The sequence below is a fragment of the Allobosea sp. CCNWLY174 genome (assembly GCF_037120455.1).
Taxonomy (GTDB): Bacteria; Pseudomonadota; Alphaproteobacteria; order Rhizobiales; family Beijerinckiaceae; genus Allobosea; species Allobosea lupini.
On the sequence record NZ_JBBBBQ010000002.1, the window covers coordinates 736,681 to 755,121 of the forward strand.

Annotated in this window: 15 protein-coding genes; 9 read left to right on the forward strand and 6 right to left on the reverse strand. The window is 67.9% G+C overall.

Features of this window, described 5'->3' with window-relative positions; translation table 11 throughout:
* The first annotated feature begins 55 nt into the window (after window positions 1-55).
* Window positions 56-448 carry a VOC family protein gene (locus V7S63_RS10400; RefSeq protein ID WP_336530151.1) on the forward strand — a complete coding sequence of 131 codons (393 nt, stop codon included), beginning with the start codon at window positions 56-58 and terminating at the stop codon, window positions 446-448.
* Between the two features lie 85 nt (window positions 449-533).
* Here V7S63_RS10400 and V7S63_RS10405 read toward each other — a convergent pair whose 3' ends face one another.
* Window positions 534-1,289, reverse strand: a complete 756-nt coding sequence (locus V7S63_RS10405) for an SDR family oxidoreductase (RefSeq protein ID WP_336530152.1) — start codon at window positions 1,287-1,289, stop codon at window positions 534-536.
* Between the two features lie 124 nt (window positions 1,290-1,413).
* On the opposite strand from V7S63_RS10405, the gene V7S63_RS10410 reads away from it, so the two are divergent.
* Window positions 1,414-1,809: a winged helix-turn-helix transcriptional regulator gene (locus V7S63_RS10410; RefSeq protein WP_244543479.1), complete on the forward strand. Its 396-nt coding sequence runs from the start codon at window positions 1,414-1,416 to the stop codon at window positions 1,807-1,809.
* 138 nt (window positions 1,810-1,947) lie between these two features.
* On the opposite strand, the gene V7S63_RS10415 is transcribed toward V7S63_RS10410, so the two are convergent.
* The 3 genes from V7S63_RS10415 to V7S63_RS10425 form a co-directional block, all read right to left on the reverse strand.
* On the reverse strand, window positions 1,948-2,244 hold the full coding sequence (locus V7S63_RS10415; protein WP_336530153.1) for a type II toxin-antitoxin system HicB family antitoxin: 297 nt from the start codon (window positions 2,242-2,244) through the stop codon (window positions 1,948-1,950).
* Window position 2,245: 1 nt separating this feature from the next.
* Entirely contained in the window at window positions 2,246-2,440 is a 195-nt protein-coding gene (locus tag V7S63_RS10420; RefSeq protein ID WP_336530154.1) for a type II toxin-antitoxin system HicA family toxin, read from the reverse strand.
* Window positions 2,441-2,564: 124 nt separating this feature from the next.
* Window positions 2,565-4,925, reverse strand: coding sequence for a UvrD-helicase domain-containing protein (locus V7S63_RS10425; protein WP_442896445.1), 2,361 nt, complete (start codon window positions 4,923-4,925; stop codon window positions 2,565-2,567).
* 108 nt (window positions 4,926-5,033) lie between these two features.
* Here V7S63_RS10425 and V7S63_RS10430 point away from each other — a divergent pair, with 108 nt between their 5' ends.
* A complete protein-coding gene (locus V7S63_RS10430; RefSeq protein ID WP_100958845.1) occupies window positions 5,034-6,686 on the forward strand; it encodes an acyl-CoA dehydrogenase family protein in 1,653 nt (550 codons plus the stop codon).
* A 119-nt stretch (window positions 6,687-6,805) separates the two neighbouring features.
* Entirely contained in the window at window positions 6,806-8,833 is a 2,028-nt protein-coding gene (locus tag V7S63_RS10435; RefSeq protein ID WP_336530155.1) for a PAS domain-containing protein, read from the forward strand.
* An 18-nt stretch (window positions 8,834-8,851) separates the two neighbouring features.
* On the opposite strand, the gene msrB is transcribed toward V7S63_RS10435, so the two are convergent.
* On the reverse strand, window positions 8,852-9,283 hold the full coding sequence (gene msrB, locus V7S63_RS10440; protein WP_244543987.1) for a peptide-methionine (R)-S-oxide reductase MsrB: 432 nt from the start codon (window positions 9,281-9,283) through the stop codon (window positions 8,852-8,854).
* A gap of 329 nt (window positions 9,284-9,612) precedes the next feature.
* Between msrB and V7S63_RS10445 the strand changes: the two genes are divergently transcribed.
* From V7S63_RS10445 to V7S63_RS10455, 3 genes are read left to right on the forward strand one after another with little or no spacing between them, the layout of a single operon-like run.
* A complete protein-coding gene (locus V7S63_RS10445; protein WP_336530156.1) occupies window positions 9,613-10,863 on the forward strand; it encodes a BtaA family protein in 1,251 nt (416 codons plus the stop codon).
* On the forward strand, window positions 10,860-11,525 hold the full coding sequence (locus V7S63_RS10450) for a class I SAM-dependent methyltransferase (RefSeq protein WP_442896446.1): 666 nt from the start codon (window positions 10,860-10,862) through the stop codon (window positions 11,523-11,525). The genes V7S63_RS10445 and V7S63_RS10450 overlap by 4 nt, the downstream gene beginning before the upstream one ends.
* A gap of 47 nt (window positions 11,526-11,572) precedes the next feature.
* Window positions 11,573-12,373: an ion channel gene (locus V7S63_RS10455; protein WP_336530157.1), complete on the forward strand. Its 801-nt coding sequence runs from the start codon at window positions 11,573-11,575 to the stop codon at window positions 12,371-12,373.
* 14 nt (window positions 12,374-12,387) lie between these two features.
* On the opposite strand, the gene V7S63_RS10460 is transcribed toward V7S63_RS10455, so the two are convergent.
* Window positions 12,388-12,954, reverse strand: coding sequence for a thioesterase family protein (locus V7S63_RS10460; RefSeq protein WP_091840537.1), 567 nt, complete (start codon window positions 12,952-12,954; stop codon window positions 12,388-12,390).
* Between the two features lie 146 nt (window positions 12,955-13,100).
* Between V7S63_RS10460 and V7S63_RS10465 the strand changes: the two genes are divergently transcribed.
* Window positions 13,101-14,540 carry an FAD-binding oxidoreductase gene (locus V7S63_RS10465; protein ID WP_336530158.1) on the forward strand — a complete coding sequence of 480 codons (1,440 nt, stop codon included), beginning with the start codon at window positions 13,101-13,103 and terminating at the stop codon, window positions 14,538-14,540.
* Between the two features lie 96 nt (window positions 14,541-14,636).
* Entirely contained in the window at window positions 14,637-18,389 is a 3,753-nt protein-coding gene (locus V7S63_RS10470) for an AsmA family protein (RefSeq protein WP_336530159.1), read from the forward strand.
* Window positions 18,390-18,441 lie beyond the last annotated feature (52 nt).

The following is an 18,441-nucleotide window of genomic DNA, read 5'->3' on the forward strand; positions in this document are numbered from 1 at the left end:
GCAGGGACATGATCTCCCCTAAGCTGACTTTTTTCGCCGTTAGGGAAGGTCAGCCATGTTGTCGCATGTCAGCGTCGGGACCAAAGCGTTCGAACCGGCCTTCGCCTTCTACGAGGCGCTGTTTTCCGAGCTCGGCCATAAGCTGCGTTTCTGCGATCGCGAGAAGCCCTGGGCCGCCTGGCAGCAGCAGGCCGGCGGCCGGCCACTCTTCCTTCTGTCGGCGCCCTTCGATGGTGAGGCCGCGAGTGCAGGCAATGGCCAGATGATCGCCCTTCTGGCCGGTGACCGCGCGAGCGTCGATCGCTGCCATTCCACCGCGCTGGCGCGCGGCGGAAGCTGCGAGGGCCCGCCCGGCCTGCGGCCGCACTACCATCCCAACTATTATGGCGCCTATTTTCGCGATCCGGATGGCAACAAGCTGTGTGTCTGCTGCCACGAGGCGGAGTAGCGGGGGAGGCGAACGGCGAAGCAATCGGGGAGCATCGAAGAGGCTCCGGATCGCTTCGCCTGCGCCGGCAGTTGGTGGCCGGCGTTCAGCCGTGCTGGGCGGCGAGCTGGGCGAAGATCGCGCCGAGCTGGCCGTTCTCGGCGGCAAAGCGCAGCGGCTTGCAGCGCTCGACGATGATCTCGCCGGAGGCTGGGGCACTTTCGAGCAGCGTCATCACTTCGCTGGTGAACTCGGCCAGCGGCATCGCTGCGGGGTCGACCGCCTGCTGCGGGCCGAGCAGTTCGGTCTGTACGTAGGGCGGAGCGATCTCGATGACCTCGACCGGGGTCGCCTTGAGCTGCTCGCGCAGCGCCATCGACCAGGAGTGGATCGCAGCCTTCGTCGCGCTGTAGGTCGGCGTCGACGCCAGCGGCACGAAGGCGAGGCCGGAGGAGACGGTCAGGATCGCCGCCCGCTCATGCTTCAGCAGATGCGGCAGCAGGGCGGCGGTGAGCCGGATCGGCCCGAGCAGATTGGTCGCGATCGTGTCCTCGGCGGTGGCGAGGAAGTCGCCGGCCGCGACCTTTTCGCTGCGCATGATGCCGGCATTATGGATGACGACGTTGAGCGCCGGGAAGCTCTCGACCGCCTGCCTGGCGAAGGCCGCGACATCGTCCTTGTCCTGAATGTCGAGCAGGAGCGCTTCCATGCCCGGATTGGCTGAGGTCACCTCATGGAGGAGCTGCTCGCGCCGGCCGGCGATGACGACCTGGTTGCCGGCCTTGTGCAGGGCCTCGGCCAGTGCCCGGCCGATGCCGGAGCCGCCGCCGGTGATGAGGATGGTGTTGCCGGTGATGTTCATCGCAAATCCCTTTCCTGGTTGCGACACATCAGCTGGCGTCGATACTCTTCGACGGTAAGAAGGCTCCCGAAAGTTCGATACGCACCAAAAGGAGAGTGTCGCAATGCATGCGATCCGTGAGGCGATGGCGGCGATGCACAAGCGCAGCGAGGAAATCCCGCCGGTCTCGAAGGCGGTGGAGTCGCTGGTGCGCCAGGTGATCGCGCAGGTCGCCGACAAGTGGACGATGCTGGTGCTGGAAGCCCTGGAGGAGCACGGCACGCTGCGCTTCACCGAATGCGGGCGCATCGTCGGCGGCATCAGCCAGAAGATGCTGACCAAGACGCTGCGCGAGATGGAGCGCGACGGGCTGGTGGTGCGCACCGTCCACCCGGTGATCCCGCCGCATGTCGACTATACGCTGACCGAGCTCGGCCGCGAGCTCAGCGCAGCCTTCTGCGGCGTCTGGACCTGGGCGGAGACCTATCATGCCGAGGTCTCGGCAGCGCGGCGGGCCTTTCGGGAGCGGGAGGAGGGGTAGGTTAACCCTCGCCCCGAATGCCGCCTGTTCCCTCATGGTCGGGCTTGTCCCGACCATCCATGTCTTGGTTCGGGTGTTGCGGTGTTCAAGACGTGGATGCTCGCCACAAGGGCGAGCATGACGGCGAGGTTCTGGCGCCTATTCCGCCGCTGGCTGGAAGGCCATGCTCGGTGCTGGAATGAGCGCTATGGCATGAGCCGCCATATCGGCTGCCGTCTCGGGATCGGCCTTCAATTCACTGGGTGCGCGAGCGCGCGGGACCGTCTTGCCGTCCTCGACCATCGACTCGATCCAGAGCGCGAGCGCCTCGGGCGCATTCGCCATGGCCTCGTCCAGCGTATCGCCGGCCGAGAAGCAGCCGGGCAGATCCGGAAACCAGACGCCGACGGCGTGGCCGGGACCGGCGTCCTCGATGATGGCGACGTAGTAGGTCATCTCAATCGCGCGGCCAGCCTGCCTGCTTGTAGATCTTCAGCACAAGACCGGGTCCGAGGGTCTTCTTCGGATGCGGCACGACGATAGTGTCACGGACGCCCGGCTTTTTGAAGACATGGTGCGAGCCGGCGACACGCATGCATTCCCAGCCCTCGCGTTCGAGGCGGCGAATGATGTCGCTGCTGTTGTTGAGCATCGGGACCTGCTGATTCGCGACGGACCCGATCCATATATCTTCAAATTCAGCCGAGCTTAACAATGTTCTTGTTTTGTTCAATGCAAATAGCTGGCTTGTCCCCGATCTCTAACGCTTTGTGGATCTACCCCGCCTTCTGCACGAAACTATCCAGCACCATCTTCCGCCCCGCCTTGTCGAAATCCACCGTCAGCTTGTTGCCGTCGACGCTGGCGACGGAGCCGGGGCCGAACTTGACGTGGAAGACGCGGGCGCCGGGATCGTAGGCGGAAGTTCCCGTCGATTTCGCCGTCAGCTCGCCCTCGATCAGCATCGGACCGCGCTGGCGACCTGAACCGAAGCCGCGCTGGCCGGCGTCGGAGAAGCCCCCGCCCGAATTGAACTTCGCCTTGTTCTCCTGGGCGCGCTGCCAGCCCGGCGTCTGGTAGGAGGAGCCGAAGCTTTCCATGCGCTCGAAGCGCGAGGCGCCGTAGCCACCCTGGCTGTAGGCCGTCGGTGCCTGGACGACCTCGACATGGTCCTCAGGCAGTTCGTCGATGAAGCGCGACGGCAAGCTCGACTGCCAGAGGCCGTGGATGCGGCGGTTCGAGGCAAAATAGAGCTTGAGGCGCTTGCGGGCGCGGGTCAGACCCACATGGGCGAGGCGGCGCTCCTCTTCGAGGCCGGCGCGGCCGTTCTCGTCGAGGGCGCGCTGGTTCGGAAACAACCCTTCCTCCCAGCCGGGCAGGAAGACGGTGTCGAATTCCAGCCCCTTGGCGGCGTGCAGCGTCATGATCGAGACGCGGGCGCCGCCATCGCCGCTGTCGGCGTCCATCACCAGCGAGACGTGCTCGAGGAAGGACGGCAGATCGGGGAACTCGTCGAGCGAGCGGACCAGTTCCTTCAGGTTCTCCAGCCGGCCGGCGGCGTCGGCCGAGCGGTCCTTCTGCCACATCTCGGTGTAGCCGCTCTCCTCCAGCACCAATTCGGCGAGCTCGCCCTGCTGCATGCTCTCGGCGCGCCCCGACCAGCGGGCGAAGGCCTCGACCAGCTCACGCAGGGCGGTGCGGGCCTTGGGCTTCAGTTCCTCGGTCTCGACCACCGCCCGGGCCGACTGCATCAGCGAGAAGCCGGTGGCGCGGGCATGGTTGTGCAGGAGCTGGATGGTGGCGTCGCCGAGGCCGCGCTTGGGCACGTTGACGATGCGCTCGAAAGCGAGGTCGTCGGTCGGGCTCACGACACAGCGCAGATAGGCCATCGCGTCGCGGATCTCGGCGCGCTCGTAGAAGCGCGGGCCGCCGATGACGCGATAGGGCACGCCGACATGGATCAGCCGCTCCTCCATCTCCCGCATCTGCGCTGAGATGCGGACGAGGATCGCGACCTCGGAAAGGTTCTCGCCCTTGGACTGCATCGCCTCGATCTCGTCGGAGATCAGGCGCGCTTCCTCCTGGCTGTCCCAGGCGCCGGTGATGGTGACCTTCTCGCCGGCCTCGTCCTCGGTGCGCAGGGTCTTGCCGAGGCGGCCCTCGTTGCGGGCGATCAGCTTGGCGGCGGTGGCGAGGATATGGCCGGTCGAGCGGTAGTTGCGCTCCAGCCGGACCACGGTCGCGCCTGGGAAGTCGTGCTCGAAGCGCAGGATGTTGTCGACCTCGGCGCCGCGCCAGCCATAGATCGACTGGTCGTCGTCGCCGACGCAGGCGATGTTGCGCCGGCCCTGGGCCAGCAGTCGCAGCCAGAGATACTGGGCGACGTTGGTATCCTGGTACTCGTCGACGAGGATGTAGCGGAAGCGCTCGTGATAGCTCGCCAGCAGTTCCGGATGCTCGCGGAACAGCGTCAGGCAATGCAGCAGGAGATCGCCGAAATCGACGGCGTTCAGCGTCTTGAGCCGGTCCTGATAGGCGGCGTAGAGCTTGCCGCCCTTGCCGTTGGCGAAGACGCCGGCTTCGCCCGGCGGCACGTCCTTGGGCGCGAGGCCTCGGTTCTTCCAGCTATCGATGAAGCCGGCCAGCATCCGGCCGGGCCAGCGCTTCTCGTCGATCCCCTCCGCCTGGATCACCTGCTTCATCAGGCGGATCTGGTCGTCGGTGTCGAGGATGGTGAAATCGGAGCGCAGGTCGACCAGCTCGGCATGACGGCGCAGCAGCTTGGCCGAGATCGAGTGGAAGGTGCCAAGCCAGGGCATGCCCTCGGCGACCGGGCCGACGAGGTTCGCGACGCGCTCCTTCATCTCGCGCGCCGCCTTGTTGGTGAAGGTCACCGAGAGGATCTGCGAGGGATAGGCGCGGCCGGTCGCGATCAGATGAGCGATGCGGGTCGTGAGGACGCGGGTCTTGCCGGTGCCGGCGCCGGCCAGAACCAGCACGGGGCCGTCGGTCGCCTCGACCGCCAGGCGCTGCTCCGGATTGAGCCCCTGCAGATAGCCAGCCGCCGGTTGCGCGGCCGCGCGCGATGCGAGGCCGCCGGGGCGGGGCAGGGGGGCGGAGGTGGTGTGGTCTGACAAGTTGACGCTGCTCGATCGTGATTCGTTCTACGGTCAATATAGGGTGTCGCGCGGGCGATTGCTGGATCAGGATGCAGCCGCGAACAGGATAAGCCGCAGGAGCGACCGATGCCGTCAGCAGGATCAGCGCCGGGGCAGGCCCATCAGGTCACCAACCAGGTGCCGCCGCTGGCCGATTACGACGCCTATGCCGCCGATCCGGTGCTGAGGGCGGCGATCGCGGCCTTCGACGCCGGCTGGGCCGATGAGCGGCTGCACGAGGCCGGCCGGACGGTCGGCGCCGCCGAGACGATCGAGATGGCGCGGCTCGCCAACCGGCACGGGCCGGAACTGCGCAGCCATGACCGCTTCGGCAACCGTATCGACCAGATCGAGTTCCATCCGGCCTGGCACGCGCTGATGGCCCGCGCCATCGGCCAGGAGACGCATGCGCTGGCCTGGAACCGGCCGGGGCCGGGCGCGCAGGTGGCGCGGGCCGCGCTGCAATATCTCTGGTATGGTTGCGAGAGCGGCATCTGCTGCCCGATCTCGATGACCTATTCGGCGATCCCGGTGCTGAAGCAGGATCGAGCACTCTGGGCGCAATGGGGCGGGCTGATCTCCTCGAAAACCTACGACAAGACTCAGGGGCCCGCTCAGGCCAAAGCAGGCGCGACCGTCGGCATGGCGATGACCGAGACGCAAGGCGGCTCGGATCTGCGCCAGACCCAGACCATCGCCTATGACAATCGCGACGGCACCTATTCGCTGCACGGCAGCAAATGGTTCTTCTCGGTGCCGCATTCCGACGTCTTCCTGACGCTGGCGCGCAACGAGGAGGGCATCTCCTGCTTCGTCGTACCGGGCTGGCGGCCCGATGGGACACGCAACGGCATCGCGATCCAGCGCCTCAAGGACAAATGCGGCAACCGCTCGAACGCCTCCTGCGAGGTCGAGTTTCGCGGCGCCATCGGCCATATGCTCGGCGACCCCGGCCGGGGGCTGCGCACCGGCCTGTCGATGAACCACAATACGCGGCTCGACATCGCCGCGGCCTCCGCCGGGCTGATGCGGCAGGCGGTGATGCTCGCCGGCCATCACGCCCAGCATCGCACCGCCTTCCAGCGCCTGCTGATCGACCAGCCGATCATGCAGAACGTTCTCGCCGATCTCGCCATCGAGGCGGAGGCGGCGGCCTGGCTCGCCTTCCGGCTCTTCGCCGCGGTCGATCGGCAGGAGCGGTCGGAAAGCGAGAAGCTCTTGGCGCGTATCGGCGCGCCGCTGGCGAAGTACTGGGTGGCGAAGCGCACGCCGGCTGTCGTCGTCGAGGCGCTGGAATGCCATGGCGGCAACGGCTTCATCGAGGAGAACCCGATGGCGCGGCATTATCGCGAGGCGCCGCTGAACTCGGTCTGGGAAGGCTCGGGCAACGTCATCTGCCTCGACGTGCTGCGCTCGCTGGAACGTGAGCCGGGCTCGCTGCAGGCGCTGCGAGCGGAACTGCACACGGTCTCCGGCCAGGACCGGCGCTATGACGCGGCGCTGCAGATGCTGGACAATGACCTCCACGATCTCATCCGGCATGAAGGCCAGGCCCGTCTGCTGACCGAGCGTCTGGCGCTGATGCTGCAGGGTGCGCTGCTGATCCGCCATGCGCCGCATGCCGTGGCGGACGCCTTCGTCGCGACGCGGCTTGGCGGGCACTGGTCCGGGCATTTCGGCGACCTGCCGCTGGCGGTCGATGCGGTGACGCTGGCCAGAAGGGCGGTGCCGGAGGTCTGACGGAGGCGGACAGATCGATCTTTCCTCGATTGCGCCCGCGTGCGAAGGAACCAGCCGCCGCCGCCGCGCATTCTGTCGTGTCGGAGCATTCCCGTCCCGACATTTGCGGAACGATCGACGTGCACAGCGACGCCGGCCTCATCGCCCCCATTCTGACGCAGATGTTCGAGCAGGCGCCGACCTTCATGGCGCTGCTGCGCGGGCCGGAACACCGTTTCGATCTCGCCAATCCGAGCTATCTCAGATTGATCGGCGATCGCGAGGTCGTCGGCCGCACCGTGGCGGAGGCGCTGCCGGACGCCGTTGCGCAGGGTGTCGTGGGCATCCTCGACGACGTCTATCGCACCGGCGTGCCCTATACCGCGAATGGCGCGCGCTTCGTGATCCAGGCCGAGCCCGGCGGGCCGACGCAGGAGCGCTTCCTCGATTTCGTCTACCAGCCGCTCCGCGACAGCGATGGCAAGGTCAACGCGATCTTCATCGAGGGGGCCGATGTCACCGAGCGAACCCTGGCGGAACGGGCGCAGCGCGAGAGCGAGGCGCTGTACAAGGGCTTGTTCGACGCCATCGACGAAGGCTTCTGCATCATCGAGTTCTTTGACGGGCCGCACGGTTCCGACAGCGACTACGTCCATATCCAGGCCAATGACGCTTATGAGCGCCATGCCGGCATCTCCAATGTCGTCGGCCAGAAACTGCGCGAAATGGTGCCGGACGAGGCGGACGCCTGGGTCGCGCGCTATGGCGCCGTGCTGCGCACCGGCGAGCCGATCCGCTTCCAGCAGGAGCTGGTCGCGACGGGCCGCTATCTCGAGCTGGCTGCGGTCCGCATCGAGCCGCCGAGCCGCAAGCAGGTCGCCGTCATCTTCCAGGACATCACCGCCCGCCGCCGCGCCGAGACCGCTCTCGCGGAGCTCAACGCGACGCTGGAGCAGGAAGTCGAGAAGCGCTCGGCGGAGTTGATGAAAACCGAGGAGGCCTTGCGCCAGAGCCAGAAGATGGAGGCGGTCGGCCAGCTCACCGGGGGCATCGCCCACGACTTCAACAACATTCTGGCCGGCATCGGCGGCAGCCTGGAAATGGCGCAGGCGCGGATCGCACAGGGCCGGATCGCCGACACCGAGCGCTTCCTCACCGGCGCGAAGAGCGCCGTGCGCCGCGCCGCCAGCCTGACCGAGCGCCTGCTCGCCTTCTCGCGGCGCCAGACGCTCGACCCGAAGCCGGTCGATGTGAATGGGCTGGTCAATGGCATGCTCGACCTGATCGCACGCAGCGTCGGCCCGACGATCGCGATCGAGGCCGTGGGCGCCGCAGGCCTGTGGACGGTCTTCGCCGATGCCGGCCAGCTCGAAAATGCGCTGCTCAATCTGAGCATCAATTCGCGCGACGCCATGCCGGATGGTGGCAAGCTGACGATCGAGACCTCCAACCGCTGGATGGACGAGCGGGCAGCAAAGGCGCGCGACCTGAAGCCGGGGCAATATGTCTCGCTCTGCGTCTCCGATACCGGCACAGGCATGACGCCGGACGTGGTTGAACGGGCCTTCGACCCGTTCTTCACGACCAAGCCGATCGGCCAGGGCACCGGGCTCGGCCTGTCGATGGTCTACGGCTTCGCCGGCCAATCCGGCGGCGCGGCGCGGATCTATTCGGAGCCCGGCAAAGGCACGATGATCTGCATCTATCTTCCGCGCCATATGGGCGAGGTCGTCGAAGCCGGCGAAGCCGCGTCGGATTTCGCTGATCCTGCGCCGGTCGCCGGCGGCGAGACCGTGCTCGTCGTCGATGACGAGCCGTTGGTGAGGATGCTCTGCGTCGAGCAGTTGGAAGAGCTGGGATATGCCGTGATCGAAGCGGGCGACGGTCCCTCGGCGCTGAAGATCCTCGAGACCAAGCAGCCGATCGACCTGCTCGTCACCGATGTCGGGCTGCCTCGCGGCATGAACGGGCGCCAGCTCGCCGACGCGGCGCGCATGCACCGCCCGGATCTCGAGGTGCTGTTCGTCACCGGCTATGCCGAGAACGCCGTGCTCAACCACGGCCATCTCGAACCGGGCATGCACATCATGACCAAGCCGTTCGAGATGGAGGTCTTCGCACGCCGCGTCCGCGACCTGATCGACGGGCGCGGGCCGACGAAAGCCTGAGCCGCCGTCGGCAGTCCGTCAGACCTCCGGCGCAAAATCCATCGCCACGCCGTTGATGCAGTAGCGCAGGCCGGTCGGGGGCGGGCCGTCGGGGAAGACATGGCCGAGATGGCCGCCGCAATTGGCGCAATGCACCTCGACCCGGTGCATGCCGTAGCTGTAGTCCTCGCTCTCCTCGACCGCGCCTTCGAGTGGCTGGTCGAAGCTCGGCCAGCCGGTGCCGCTCTCGAACTTCTTGTGCGATTTGAACAAGGGCTGGCCGCAGCCGACGCAGGAAAACGTGCCGGCGCGCTTCTCGAAGTTCAGCGCGCAGGAGCCGGCCCGCTCTGTGCCGTGGCCGCGCAGCACCCGGTACTGCTCCGGCGTCAGCTTCTCGCGCCATTCGGCGTCGCTGAGCTGGAAGGGGAATTCACGCTCTGCGGGCTTTCCCGTTTTGGCGAACATGTCCATCAGGCCCATGCGAGGCTCCTTTCCGTGCGCTCTTGTTCGATTGTCGCGCAAGATATGGGGATTTGTCTTCCTGATGTCACGGGGGCGCAACGCGAGCTCTTTCACGTTCGCGTTCAATGGCGACGGCGCTCTCCTCCCGCGTCGCTCTGCGTCACCCAACCGTCACGCGACTCCTCTAGAGCCCGCTCCCGCCAGCTTGCACCGCAAGCAGGCGGGGAAAAGCGGTCTCCAGATCAATTTGGAGGCGGATTCACAGATCAGGTCGATCCGACCTGATCAAATCCGGCTCCAGCGGCTCGCCATCGCCATGGGCGGAAACGAGGGGCTTCGTGACGCAGACGATCCGCGCGGTGAAGCGCACGACGAACCTCGGGCTGACCACCGCCGTCCATCGCAGCAAGCCGCTCTCGCGCGCCGGCCTGCTGGAGCGGATGTTCACGCTCGCCTTCTCCGGGCTGGTCTACCCGCAGATCTGGGAGGATCCGGTCGTCGACATGGAGGCACTGGCGCTGCAGCCCGGCGACCATCTCGTCGCGATCGCCTCGGGCTCCTGCAACATCCTGTCCTATCTCACCGCCGATCCGGCGAAGATCAGCGCGATCGACCTCAACGGCGCCCATATCGCGCTCGGGCATCTGAAGCTCGCGGCCCTGCGCGAAATCGACGATCATGCGGTCTTCCGCCGCTTCTTCGGGCAGGCGCAGTCCAAGGCCAATGTCGAGACCTATGACCGGCTGATCGCGCCGCGGCTCGACGCCGTCAGCCGCGCCTATTGGGAGGGGCGCAACCTCGCCGGCCAGCGCCGGATCGAGCTCTTCGCCCGCAATTTCTACCGCTACGGCCTGCTCGGCCGCTTCATCGGCACCGGGCACTTCCTCGCCCGCCGGCTCGGCTGCGATCCGCGCGTCATGCTGCAGGCCAAGACGATGGAGCAGCAACGGGCGCTGTTCGACCGGCATCTGGCGCCGGTCTTCGAGACAAAGCTCGTGCGCTGGCTGGTGCGCCAGCCGGCCTCGCTCTATGGGCTCGGCATCCCGCCGGCGCAATACAAGGCACTGGCCGCCGATGGCGATGCCGGCATCCGCGCCGTCCTGCGCCACCGGCTGGAGCGGCTGGCCTGCGGCTTCGACCTGAAGACCAACTACTTCGCCTGGCAGGCCTTCGGCCGCGGTTACGGAACCGAGCCGGATGCGGCGGTGCCGCCCTATCTGGAGCAGGGCAATTTCGAGACGGTGAAGGCGCGCGCCGGGCGCGTCTCCTACCATCAGAGCGCGATCACCGCCTTCCTCGAGAAGCAGCCAGCCGAAAGCTGCAACGGCTTCGTGCTGCTCGATGCCCAGGACTGGATGAACGATGCCGATCTGACGGCGCTGTGGACGCAGATCACCCGCAGCGCCGCGCCCGGCGCCCGCGTGATCTTCCGCACCGCCGCCGACGAGCGGCTGCTGCCCGGCCGCGTGCCGGAGGCGATCCTGGCGCAATGGCAGTATCAGGAGGAGCGCAGCCGCGCGCTCGGAGCGCGCGACCGCTCCTCGATCTACGGCGCCTTCCATCTCTATGTCCGCGGAGCGGCTGCGTGAGCGCGGCCGAGGCCAACGCGGATGCCGCCGGTCTGATGGACCGGATGTATCGTTTTCAGCGGCACATCTACGATGCGACCCGCAAGTTCTATCTGCTCGGCCGCGACGGGTTGATCACCGGCTTGAAGCCGCCGCCCGGCGGGGCGGTGCTGGAGATCGGCTGCGGCACCGGCAGGAACCTGATCAAGATCGCGCAGCGCTATCCGCTGACGCGCTGCTACGGGCTCGACGTCTCGGAGGAGATGCTGCGCACCGCTCGCGAGCAGGTGGCGAAGGCGGGGCTGTCCGAGCGCATCGTCCTGGCGCAGGCCGATGCAACCCGTTTCAACCCGCAGGCGCTGTTCGGCCGCGCCGGTTTCGAGCGGGTGGTGATCTCCTATGCGCTCTCGATGATCCCGCCCTGGCGCGAGGCGCTGGCGCAGGCGATGCAAGTGGTGGCGCCGGGCGGCGCGCTGCACATCGTCGATTTCGGCGACCAGGCGCATCTGCCCGGGCCGTTCAGGGCATTGCTGAACCGCTGGCTGGCGCTGTTCCATGTCACGCCGCGGAAAGATCTCGATGCGGTCGTGACCGATCTTTGCGCTGAGGCCGGCACCACCGGCAGCACCACGCGGCTGTTCGGCGGCTATAGCGTGCAGGCGGTCGCGATCAGGCCGGCCTAAGCGGCCGGGGCTGGACGCCGTCGCCGCGACGCTGCTACGCCGATCGGATGAGTGCAGCCGCCGATCCAGATGACAGCAGCAATGGCAGTTCCGGGCTGCGTGACCGGCTCCGGCAGCTCTACCACGGCCGGACGCCGGCGGCGCTACGCTTCCAGCTTGCAACGCTGATCGTCGATATCCTGATCATCGGCTTCTTCGTCGCGACGCCGATGCTGCGCGACCGGCCGGAATTCCTCTGGCTCGACTATGCCGTCGCCATCATCGTCGCCGCCGAGATCGCGGCGCGCTTCCTCGCCTCGTCAAACATGCTGCGGCTGCTGCGCCAGCCGACCATGCTGCTCGACCTCTTCATCCTGGCGACGCTGCTGGCGCCGCAATGGCTGGAGAATTTCGGCTTCCTGCGCATCTTGAGGCTGTGGTCGCTGTCGCAGCGCGGCCTGATCTGGGCGCAATTGCGCGAAACGCGCTACCGCGACTGGGAGGATGTCGCCAAGGCGCTGGTCAATCTCGCGACCTTCCTCTTCGTCGTCAGCGGCTTCGTCTACACCTTCTTCTTCATGAGCCGGCCCGGGCTGGAGGGCTATGTCGATGCGCTCTACTTCACCGTCACGACGGTGACGACGACCGGCTTCGGCGACATCACCCTGCCGGGCATCGCCGGCAAGCTGACCTCGATCGTGGTGATGATCATCGGCATCTCGCTGTTCGTCCGGCTGGCGCAGGCGGTGTTCCGGCCGCACAAGGTGACCTTCCCCTGTCCGCAATGCGCCCTGCAGCGTCATGAACCAGACGCAGTGCACTGCAAGGCCTGCGGCCACCTGCTGAAGATACCGGACGACGACGAGTAGCTCCGGTTCCGGAGCTAGTGCCGCGTCTCCGTCTCGCGTTCCGCTTCCTGCGCCGGTTCGCCGAGGGTGATCGTGCTCTTCTGCGGCATGCCGATCATCCGGCCGACCGTGGCCGGGCGCGGCATTTGCGCATGCGCCGCCTTCATGATCGCGAGATTGGCGAGGATGTCGGGTGGGAAGGGCGTCACCCTGCGATCGTTCATGTCGACATGCAGAGAGAGGTTCTCGGAGGTCGCCGCGAGCCAGCCCTCGCTGGCATGGCGCATTTCGAGATAATAATGCAGCCGCTTGTCGTCGAAGGCGATGAGCTGCGCGGTGACGCGCACGAGATCGCCTTCCGTCAGCTCGCGCTTGTACAGCACATGGCATTCGGCAGCGAAGAACGAGGCATGCCGGCTCTCGACATAGTCCTGGTTGAGGCCGACCAGCGAGAAGACCTCGTCCACTGCGCGGTCGAACAGAACATGGTAATAGGCCATGTTGAGATGGCCGTTATAGTCGATCCAGTGCGGCTCGACCCGCATCGGGGACGAGACGAAGGGAGCAAAAAACAAAGCGGGCGTGCGAATTTCGTCCGGCATTGGCTCCTCCTTTCGGTCCGTCTCTCGTCGATGCGTAGGCGGCTCTGCACCGCCGGCTCTTGCCGGCTCGGTCGCGGCGCGTGAAAACAACACGAGCCGCTCCTCTCAAGGCCGAACCATTCCAGACTAGGCGAAGTTCTCCAGCCATGACAATGCCTTCTACAGCTTCCGTGCCCCCCCATGCTCCTGCTGCAGAGCTGCCGCCATCGCCGCAGGCCATTGCGGCGCTGACGCAGGCGCTGGCGGCGCTGTTCGGCAACCGGCTCGTTACCAGTCTCGCGGTCCGGCAGCAGCACGGCCATACCCTGACCTGGATCCCGAACCAGCCGCCGGACGCTGTCATCTACCCTGAGAGCACCGAGGAGGTGGCTTCCATCGTGAAGCTCTGCGCCCAGCATGGGGTTCCGGCGATCGCCTTCGGCACGGGCACTTCGCTGGAGGGCCATGTCAACGCGCCCTTCGGCGGCGTCTGCATCGACATGTCGCAGATGAAGCGGGTCGTCGCGGTCCATGCCGAGGACCTCGACTGCACCGTCGAGCCCGGCATCACCCGCAAGGAGCTGAACGAGCATTTACGCGACCAGGGTCTGTTCTTCCCGATCGATCCGGGCGCCGACGCCTCGATCGGCGGCATGGCGGCGACGCGCGCCTCCGGCACCAACGCGGTGCGCTACGGCACGATGAAGGACAATGTCATCGCCCTGACCGCGGTGATGGCCGACGGCTCGATCGTCAAGACGGCGAGCCGCGCGCGCAAATCCTCGGCCGGCTACGATCTCACCCGCCTGCTGGTCGGCTCGGAAGGCACGCTCGGCATCATCACCGAGGTGACGCTGAAGCTGCATGGTATTCCCGAGGCGATGTCGGCCGGCGTCTGCTCGTTCCCCTCGGTGAAGGCGGCGTGCGATGCGACCATCATGACGATCCAGTCCGGCCTGCCGGTGGCGCGGATCGAGCTGGTCGACGACGTGATGATGCGTGGCGTCAACCTGCACTCCAAGCTCGGGCTGCCGGAAACGACGATGCTGTTCGTCGAGTTCCATGGCTCCGAGGAGGGCGTGAAGGAGCAGGCCGAGCGCTTCGGCGAGATCGCGGCGGAGTTCGGCGGCGGGGCGTTCGACTGGGCGACGAGGCCGGAAGATCGCACGAAGCTGTGGCAGGCGCGGCATGACGCCTATTGGGCGGCGCGCGCCCTGCGGCCGGGTGCGGAATCCGTCGCGACCGATGTCTGCGTGCCGATCTCGCGGCTGGCAGAATGTGTCGACGAGACCAAGCGTGACATCGAGGCGTCCGGGCTAATCGCGCCGATCGTCGGGCATGTCGGCGACGGCAATTTCCATACGCAGCCGCTGGTCGATCTTAACGATCCCGACGAGATCGCGCGCTGCGAGGCCTTCATCGACCGGCTGGTCAAGCGGGCACTCGCCATGGAGGGGACCTGCACCGGCGAACACGGCGTCGGCCAGAAGAAGATGAAGTACCTCACGATCGAGCACAGCCCGGCTGCGCTCGCCACCATGCGGCTGATCAAGTGCGCGCTCGATCCGCAGAACATCCTCAATCCCGGCAAGATCATCGCCTTGTGACATTCCGAACGGGGATCATTCGCAAGAATGTCGTGATCCTGCCGCGACTTGCGTGCATGATCGCCCCGTCGACATATCGAGGATCGATGCAAGAGCGTGCGTGAGGCCCTGACCCTACTGGCCGGGCTGCTCGTCGCGGCGTTGCTGGCCGCGCTACTGGGGCCTGGCTTCGTCGACTGGCGCGAGTACAGGCCCCATTTCGAGCGGCGCATCAGCGCTGCGCTCGGCGTGGAGACGCGCGTCGCCGGCGAGATCGGGCTGCGGCTCCTGCCATCGCCGCGGCTGGTGCTGGGCCAGGTGCGTCTCGGCTCCAGCGGCAACGCGGCCAGCGCGGCGACCATCGAGACATTGACGGCCGAGCTCGCCCTGGCGCCGCTGGCACGCGGCGAGTTCAGGCTGGTCGAAGCCGAGGCGGACGGGCTGACGCTCAATCTCGTTGCAGACGAGACCGGCGCCATCGCCCTGCCGGCCCGTGAGGGTGCGGGCCTTCCGAGCGAGACGGCCATCGATCGCCTGGCGATCCGCCGCTCGGCCGTGATCTGGCGCGAGCCCGGCAAGGCGGCGCAGACGCTGGCCCCTATCTCCGTCGACGTCTCGGCCGTCGCCCTGCACGGCCCCTGGCGTGTCGAGGGCGAGATCGCCGGCTCGTCCCTGCGCTTCGCCACCGGCGCGATCGAAGCCGATGGGCGGCTGCGGACCAAGGCCTCGGTCACCGGCGAGCAGACGCAATTCGGCTTCGACGGTTCGCTGATCCTGGCTGGTGCAGAGCAGAGCGTTCGGCCCGGACTGGATGGCGGCTTCACGATCGCGCCCGGCGGCGCGGTCAGTCTCGCCGGGCGCGTGAGCGGCGATAGCCGGCGTCTCGACTTCTCTAGCCTCGCCATCGAGATCGCCGGCGGAGCCGCGCGGTTGGAGGGCGAGGGCTCGTTCAATCCGGCGGACAGCAAGGGCAGCCTCCAGCTCAAGGCGCGCCGGCTCGATGCCGATGTGCTGACTGAGGCGCTGGCCCAGCGGCCGGGCTATCAGCGCGCCTTGCAGGCACTGCCGGGGCCGGTCGAGCTTTCACTGGATCTCGACCAGATCGTCTGGCGTGGCGAGGACTTCAGCGGCTTTGCCTTGCGCGGCAAGCTCGATGGCGATGGGCTCGATGCAGGCAGCGCCACGGTCAGGATCGCCAATGCGGTCCTCGAGGCGCGCGGTGCGCTCGACGGCCAGGGCTTCCGCGGCACGGTCGAGGCGAAAGCGCCCGATGCACGCCGGGCGGCGCTGGCGCTGACGCGGCTCGGCGTCGAGGCCGGGCTGGCCGACAGCTTCGCCGCATTGCGCAGCGTCGACGGCACGGCTGCGCTGGACTGGAGCGATGAGCGTCTCGCGATCACCCGAATGATCGCGCGGGCGGGCTCCGGGCCGCGGCTCGAAGGTTCGGGCGCGATCACGCCCGGGCGGTTGGATGCCAAGCTGACGGTGAACGGGCTCGACCTTTCAACCCTGCCAGCCGGCGACAGCCTCAACGCGCTCGCCGGGCGGCGCGATCTTTCGCTGGATCTGACACTGAACGGGTTGCGCTACCTTTCGACACCACCGGGCTCGGCTCGGCTCGCGCTGACCCGGCAGGGCAGCGACTGGCGTCTCACTCGTCTCGCGGTCGATGGCTTTGGCGGCGTCAAGGTCGAGGGCGAGGGGGCACTGTTGCCGGGCGGCGGCGAGATCGCCGGGCGGGTGCGCGCGCCGCGTTTCGCCGCGCTGACGGCTTTGGCCGGTCCGCTGCTGCCGGAAGGCTTCCGGCGCGTGCTGCCGCGGATCGAGGACGGGCTCGCCGGCATCGATGCCAGCTTCAGGCTTGCGCGCGCGCCCAATGGCGAGACCAGCGTCGTGGCGGACGGCTCGGCCCAGGCCGGGCGGCTCTCGCTCAATGGCAAGCTCGATGCGACCGGGCAGTGGAGCGGCGGCGATGTGAAGCTCTCGCTCGACGACCGGCGCCGCACCTTCGCCGCCTTCGGCCTGCCGCGCCCGGCACGCGGCGGCTCAGGCGAGCTTTCGCTCGGCTTCGGGCCGAATGGGCCGGTCGGTTCGCTGGCCGGGCCTGGGCTGATGCTGGTTCTGGAAGGCGCCGGAGGCGGGGCACGGCTTAGCCTGCAGGCCGACGGGCCGGATCAGGTCCTGCCGGACGGGTTGGCGCGGCTGGTTCCGGATGGCGTCCTCGATGCCTCCGGGCGCGTCAGCTTCGGCGATGAGGCCAGGCTCGACGATCTCGTCGTCAATGCCGGCGGCAAGGCCGCACGCGGCGCGCTGAGCTTCTCGGCCGAGCGCGGGATCGGCGGGCGGCTCGATCTGCCCTATATCGCATTGCAGCCCGCGCTCACGGCGGTGATCGGCCAGGCGCAGCCGGTCGCAGGCAGCCAGTGGTCGCCGAGCCGGTTCCAGGGCGCGACAGGGCTCGGCGAGGTCAGGCTGGCTCTTTCCGCCGAGCGGTTCGACCTGACCGATCGCATTGCCCTGGCCAAGGCGCGGCTCGACCTTGCGGCCGGACCGGACGGGCTCGTCCTCGACAATCTCCGTGGCAGCCATGCCGGCGGCGAGGTCAGTGGGCGGCTCACGGCCCGGCGCGAAGGCGGCCTGGCGCAGATCACGGGCAGGCTCGGCCTCACCGGGCTCGACCTGGCCTCGCTGACCAAGGGGGCGCTGACCGGCAAGCTGTCGGGGAGCTTCGAGGCCGGCGGCTCGGGCGAGAGTCCGGCGCGCCTGATCGCGGCGCTCGGCGGCGCCGGCTCGATCAGCGTTGCGGGCGCCGGCATGGCGCGCTTCGACCCCGCAGCGATCTCCAAAGTGATCGCCGCGACTGGCGATGACGCTTCCGAAAGCGAGACGGGGCGCCTGCAGGACCGGATCGGCGAAGCGCTGGAGAAGGGGAGCTGGCCGCTGGGCGACGTCACCATCCCGTTCACCGAGGCGGCCGGCGTGCTGCGGGTCTCGCCCGTCTCGATCGAGCGTGCGGGCCTCAGGGCCGACGCGACGGGGCTGGTCGACTGGCGGGCGATGACCGCCGACCTGCGCCTCAACCTGCGCCCGCTCGGTGCGGCGCCGAAGGGCTGGCCGGAGCAGTTGCCGCAGGTCGGCGTCGCTTGGCGTGGGCCGCTCGATGCGCCGCGGCGCGAGACCGATGTCGGCGCACTGTCCAATGTCGTGGCGGCGCGGGCGCTGGCGCGCGAGATTGAGCGGGTCGAGGCGTTCGAGGCGGATCAGCGCGAGCGGGCGATGCATATCCGCCGCCTGCGGGCCGAGCGCGAGCTGCGCGAGAACGAGCGCAAGCTCGCGGAATTCCTGAAGGCCGAGGAGGAGCGCCGGATCGCCGAGGAGAAGCGGGCCGAGGAGGCGCGCAAGGCCGAGGAGGCCAGGCTGGCCGAAGAGGCCCGCAGGGCGGAAGCGGCACGCAAGGCGGAGGAGGCGAGACTCGCCGAAGAAGCCCGCAAGGCCGAGATCGCCCGGCGCGCCGAAGAGGCGAGGCAGGCCGAGGAGGCACGCCGAGCGGAGATCGCCCGCAGGCTGGAAGAGGCGCGCATCGCCGAGGAGGCGCGCAAGGCCGAGATCGCGAAACGCCAGGAGGAACTGCGCAAGGCCGAGGATGAGCGGCGCAAGGCCGAAGCCGAGGAGCGGGCACGACAAGCCGCGATCCGGGCCGCGATCGAGGGCCGACCGGGGCCGATGATCCTGCAGGGCGCGCCGCCTTCCTATATTCCGGGCGATCCGCCGGGCTATGGCAGGCCGCGCGGCGAAGCGCCGCCGCTGCCGCCGCCGCTCGACATCCAGCCGGTGCCGCGGCCGCTGTCGCGCTCGCCGCTGCAGAACTGATTCAAGGCGCTGGGACATCGATTCAAGCGGGTGCGGGGTTGATTCAAGCTTT

What these genes read in the sequence shown, in the direction of transcription:
- V7S63_RS10400 (WP_336530151.1), top strand. Translation starts at nt 56, where the DNA reads ATGTTGTCGCATGTCAGCGTCGGGACCAAAGCGTTCGAACCGGCCTTC.
- V7S63_RS10405 (WP_336530152.1), bottom strand. Translation starts at nt 1,289, where the DNA reads ATGAACATCACCGGCAACACCATCCTCATCACCGGCGGCGGCTCCGGC.
- V7S63_RS10410 (WP_244543479.1), top strand. Translation starts at nt 1,414, where the DNA reads ATGGCGGCGATGCACAAGCGCAGCGAGGAAATCCCGCCGGTCTCGAAG.
- V7S63_RS10415 (WP_336530153.1), bottom strand. Translation starts at nt 2,244, where the DNA reads ATGACCTACTACGTCGCCATCATCGAGGACGCCGGTCCCGGCCACGCC.
- V7S63_RS10420 (WP_336530154.1), bottom strand. Translation starts at nt 2,440, where the DNA reads ATGCTCAACAACAGCAGCGACATCATTCGCCGCCTCGAACGCGAGGGC.
- V7S63_RS10430 (WP_100958845.1), top strand. Translation starts at nt 5,034, where the DNA reads ATGCCGTCAGCAGGATCAGCGCCGGGGCAGGCCCATCAGGTCACCAAC.
- msrB (WP_244543987.1), bottom strand. Translation starts at nt 9,283, where the DNA reads ATGGACATGTTCGCCAAAACGGGAAAGCCCGCAGAGCGTGAATTCCCC.
- V7S63_RS10455 (WP_336530157.1), top strand. Translation starts at nt 11,573, where the DNA reads ATGAGTGCAGCCGCCGATCCAGATGACAGCAGCAATGGCAGTTCCGGG.
- V7S63_RS10460 (WP_091840537.1), bottom strand. Translation starts at nt 12,954, where the DNA reads ATGCCGGACGAAATTCGCACGCCCGCTTTGTTTTTTGCTCCCTTCGTC.
- V7S63_RS10465 (WP_336530158.1), top strand. Translation starts at nt 13,101, where the DNA reads ATGACAATGCCTTCTACAGCTTCCGTGCCCCCCCATGCTCCTGCTGCA.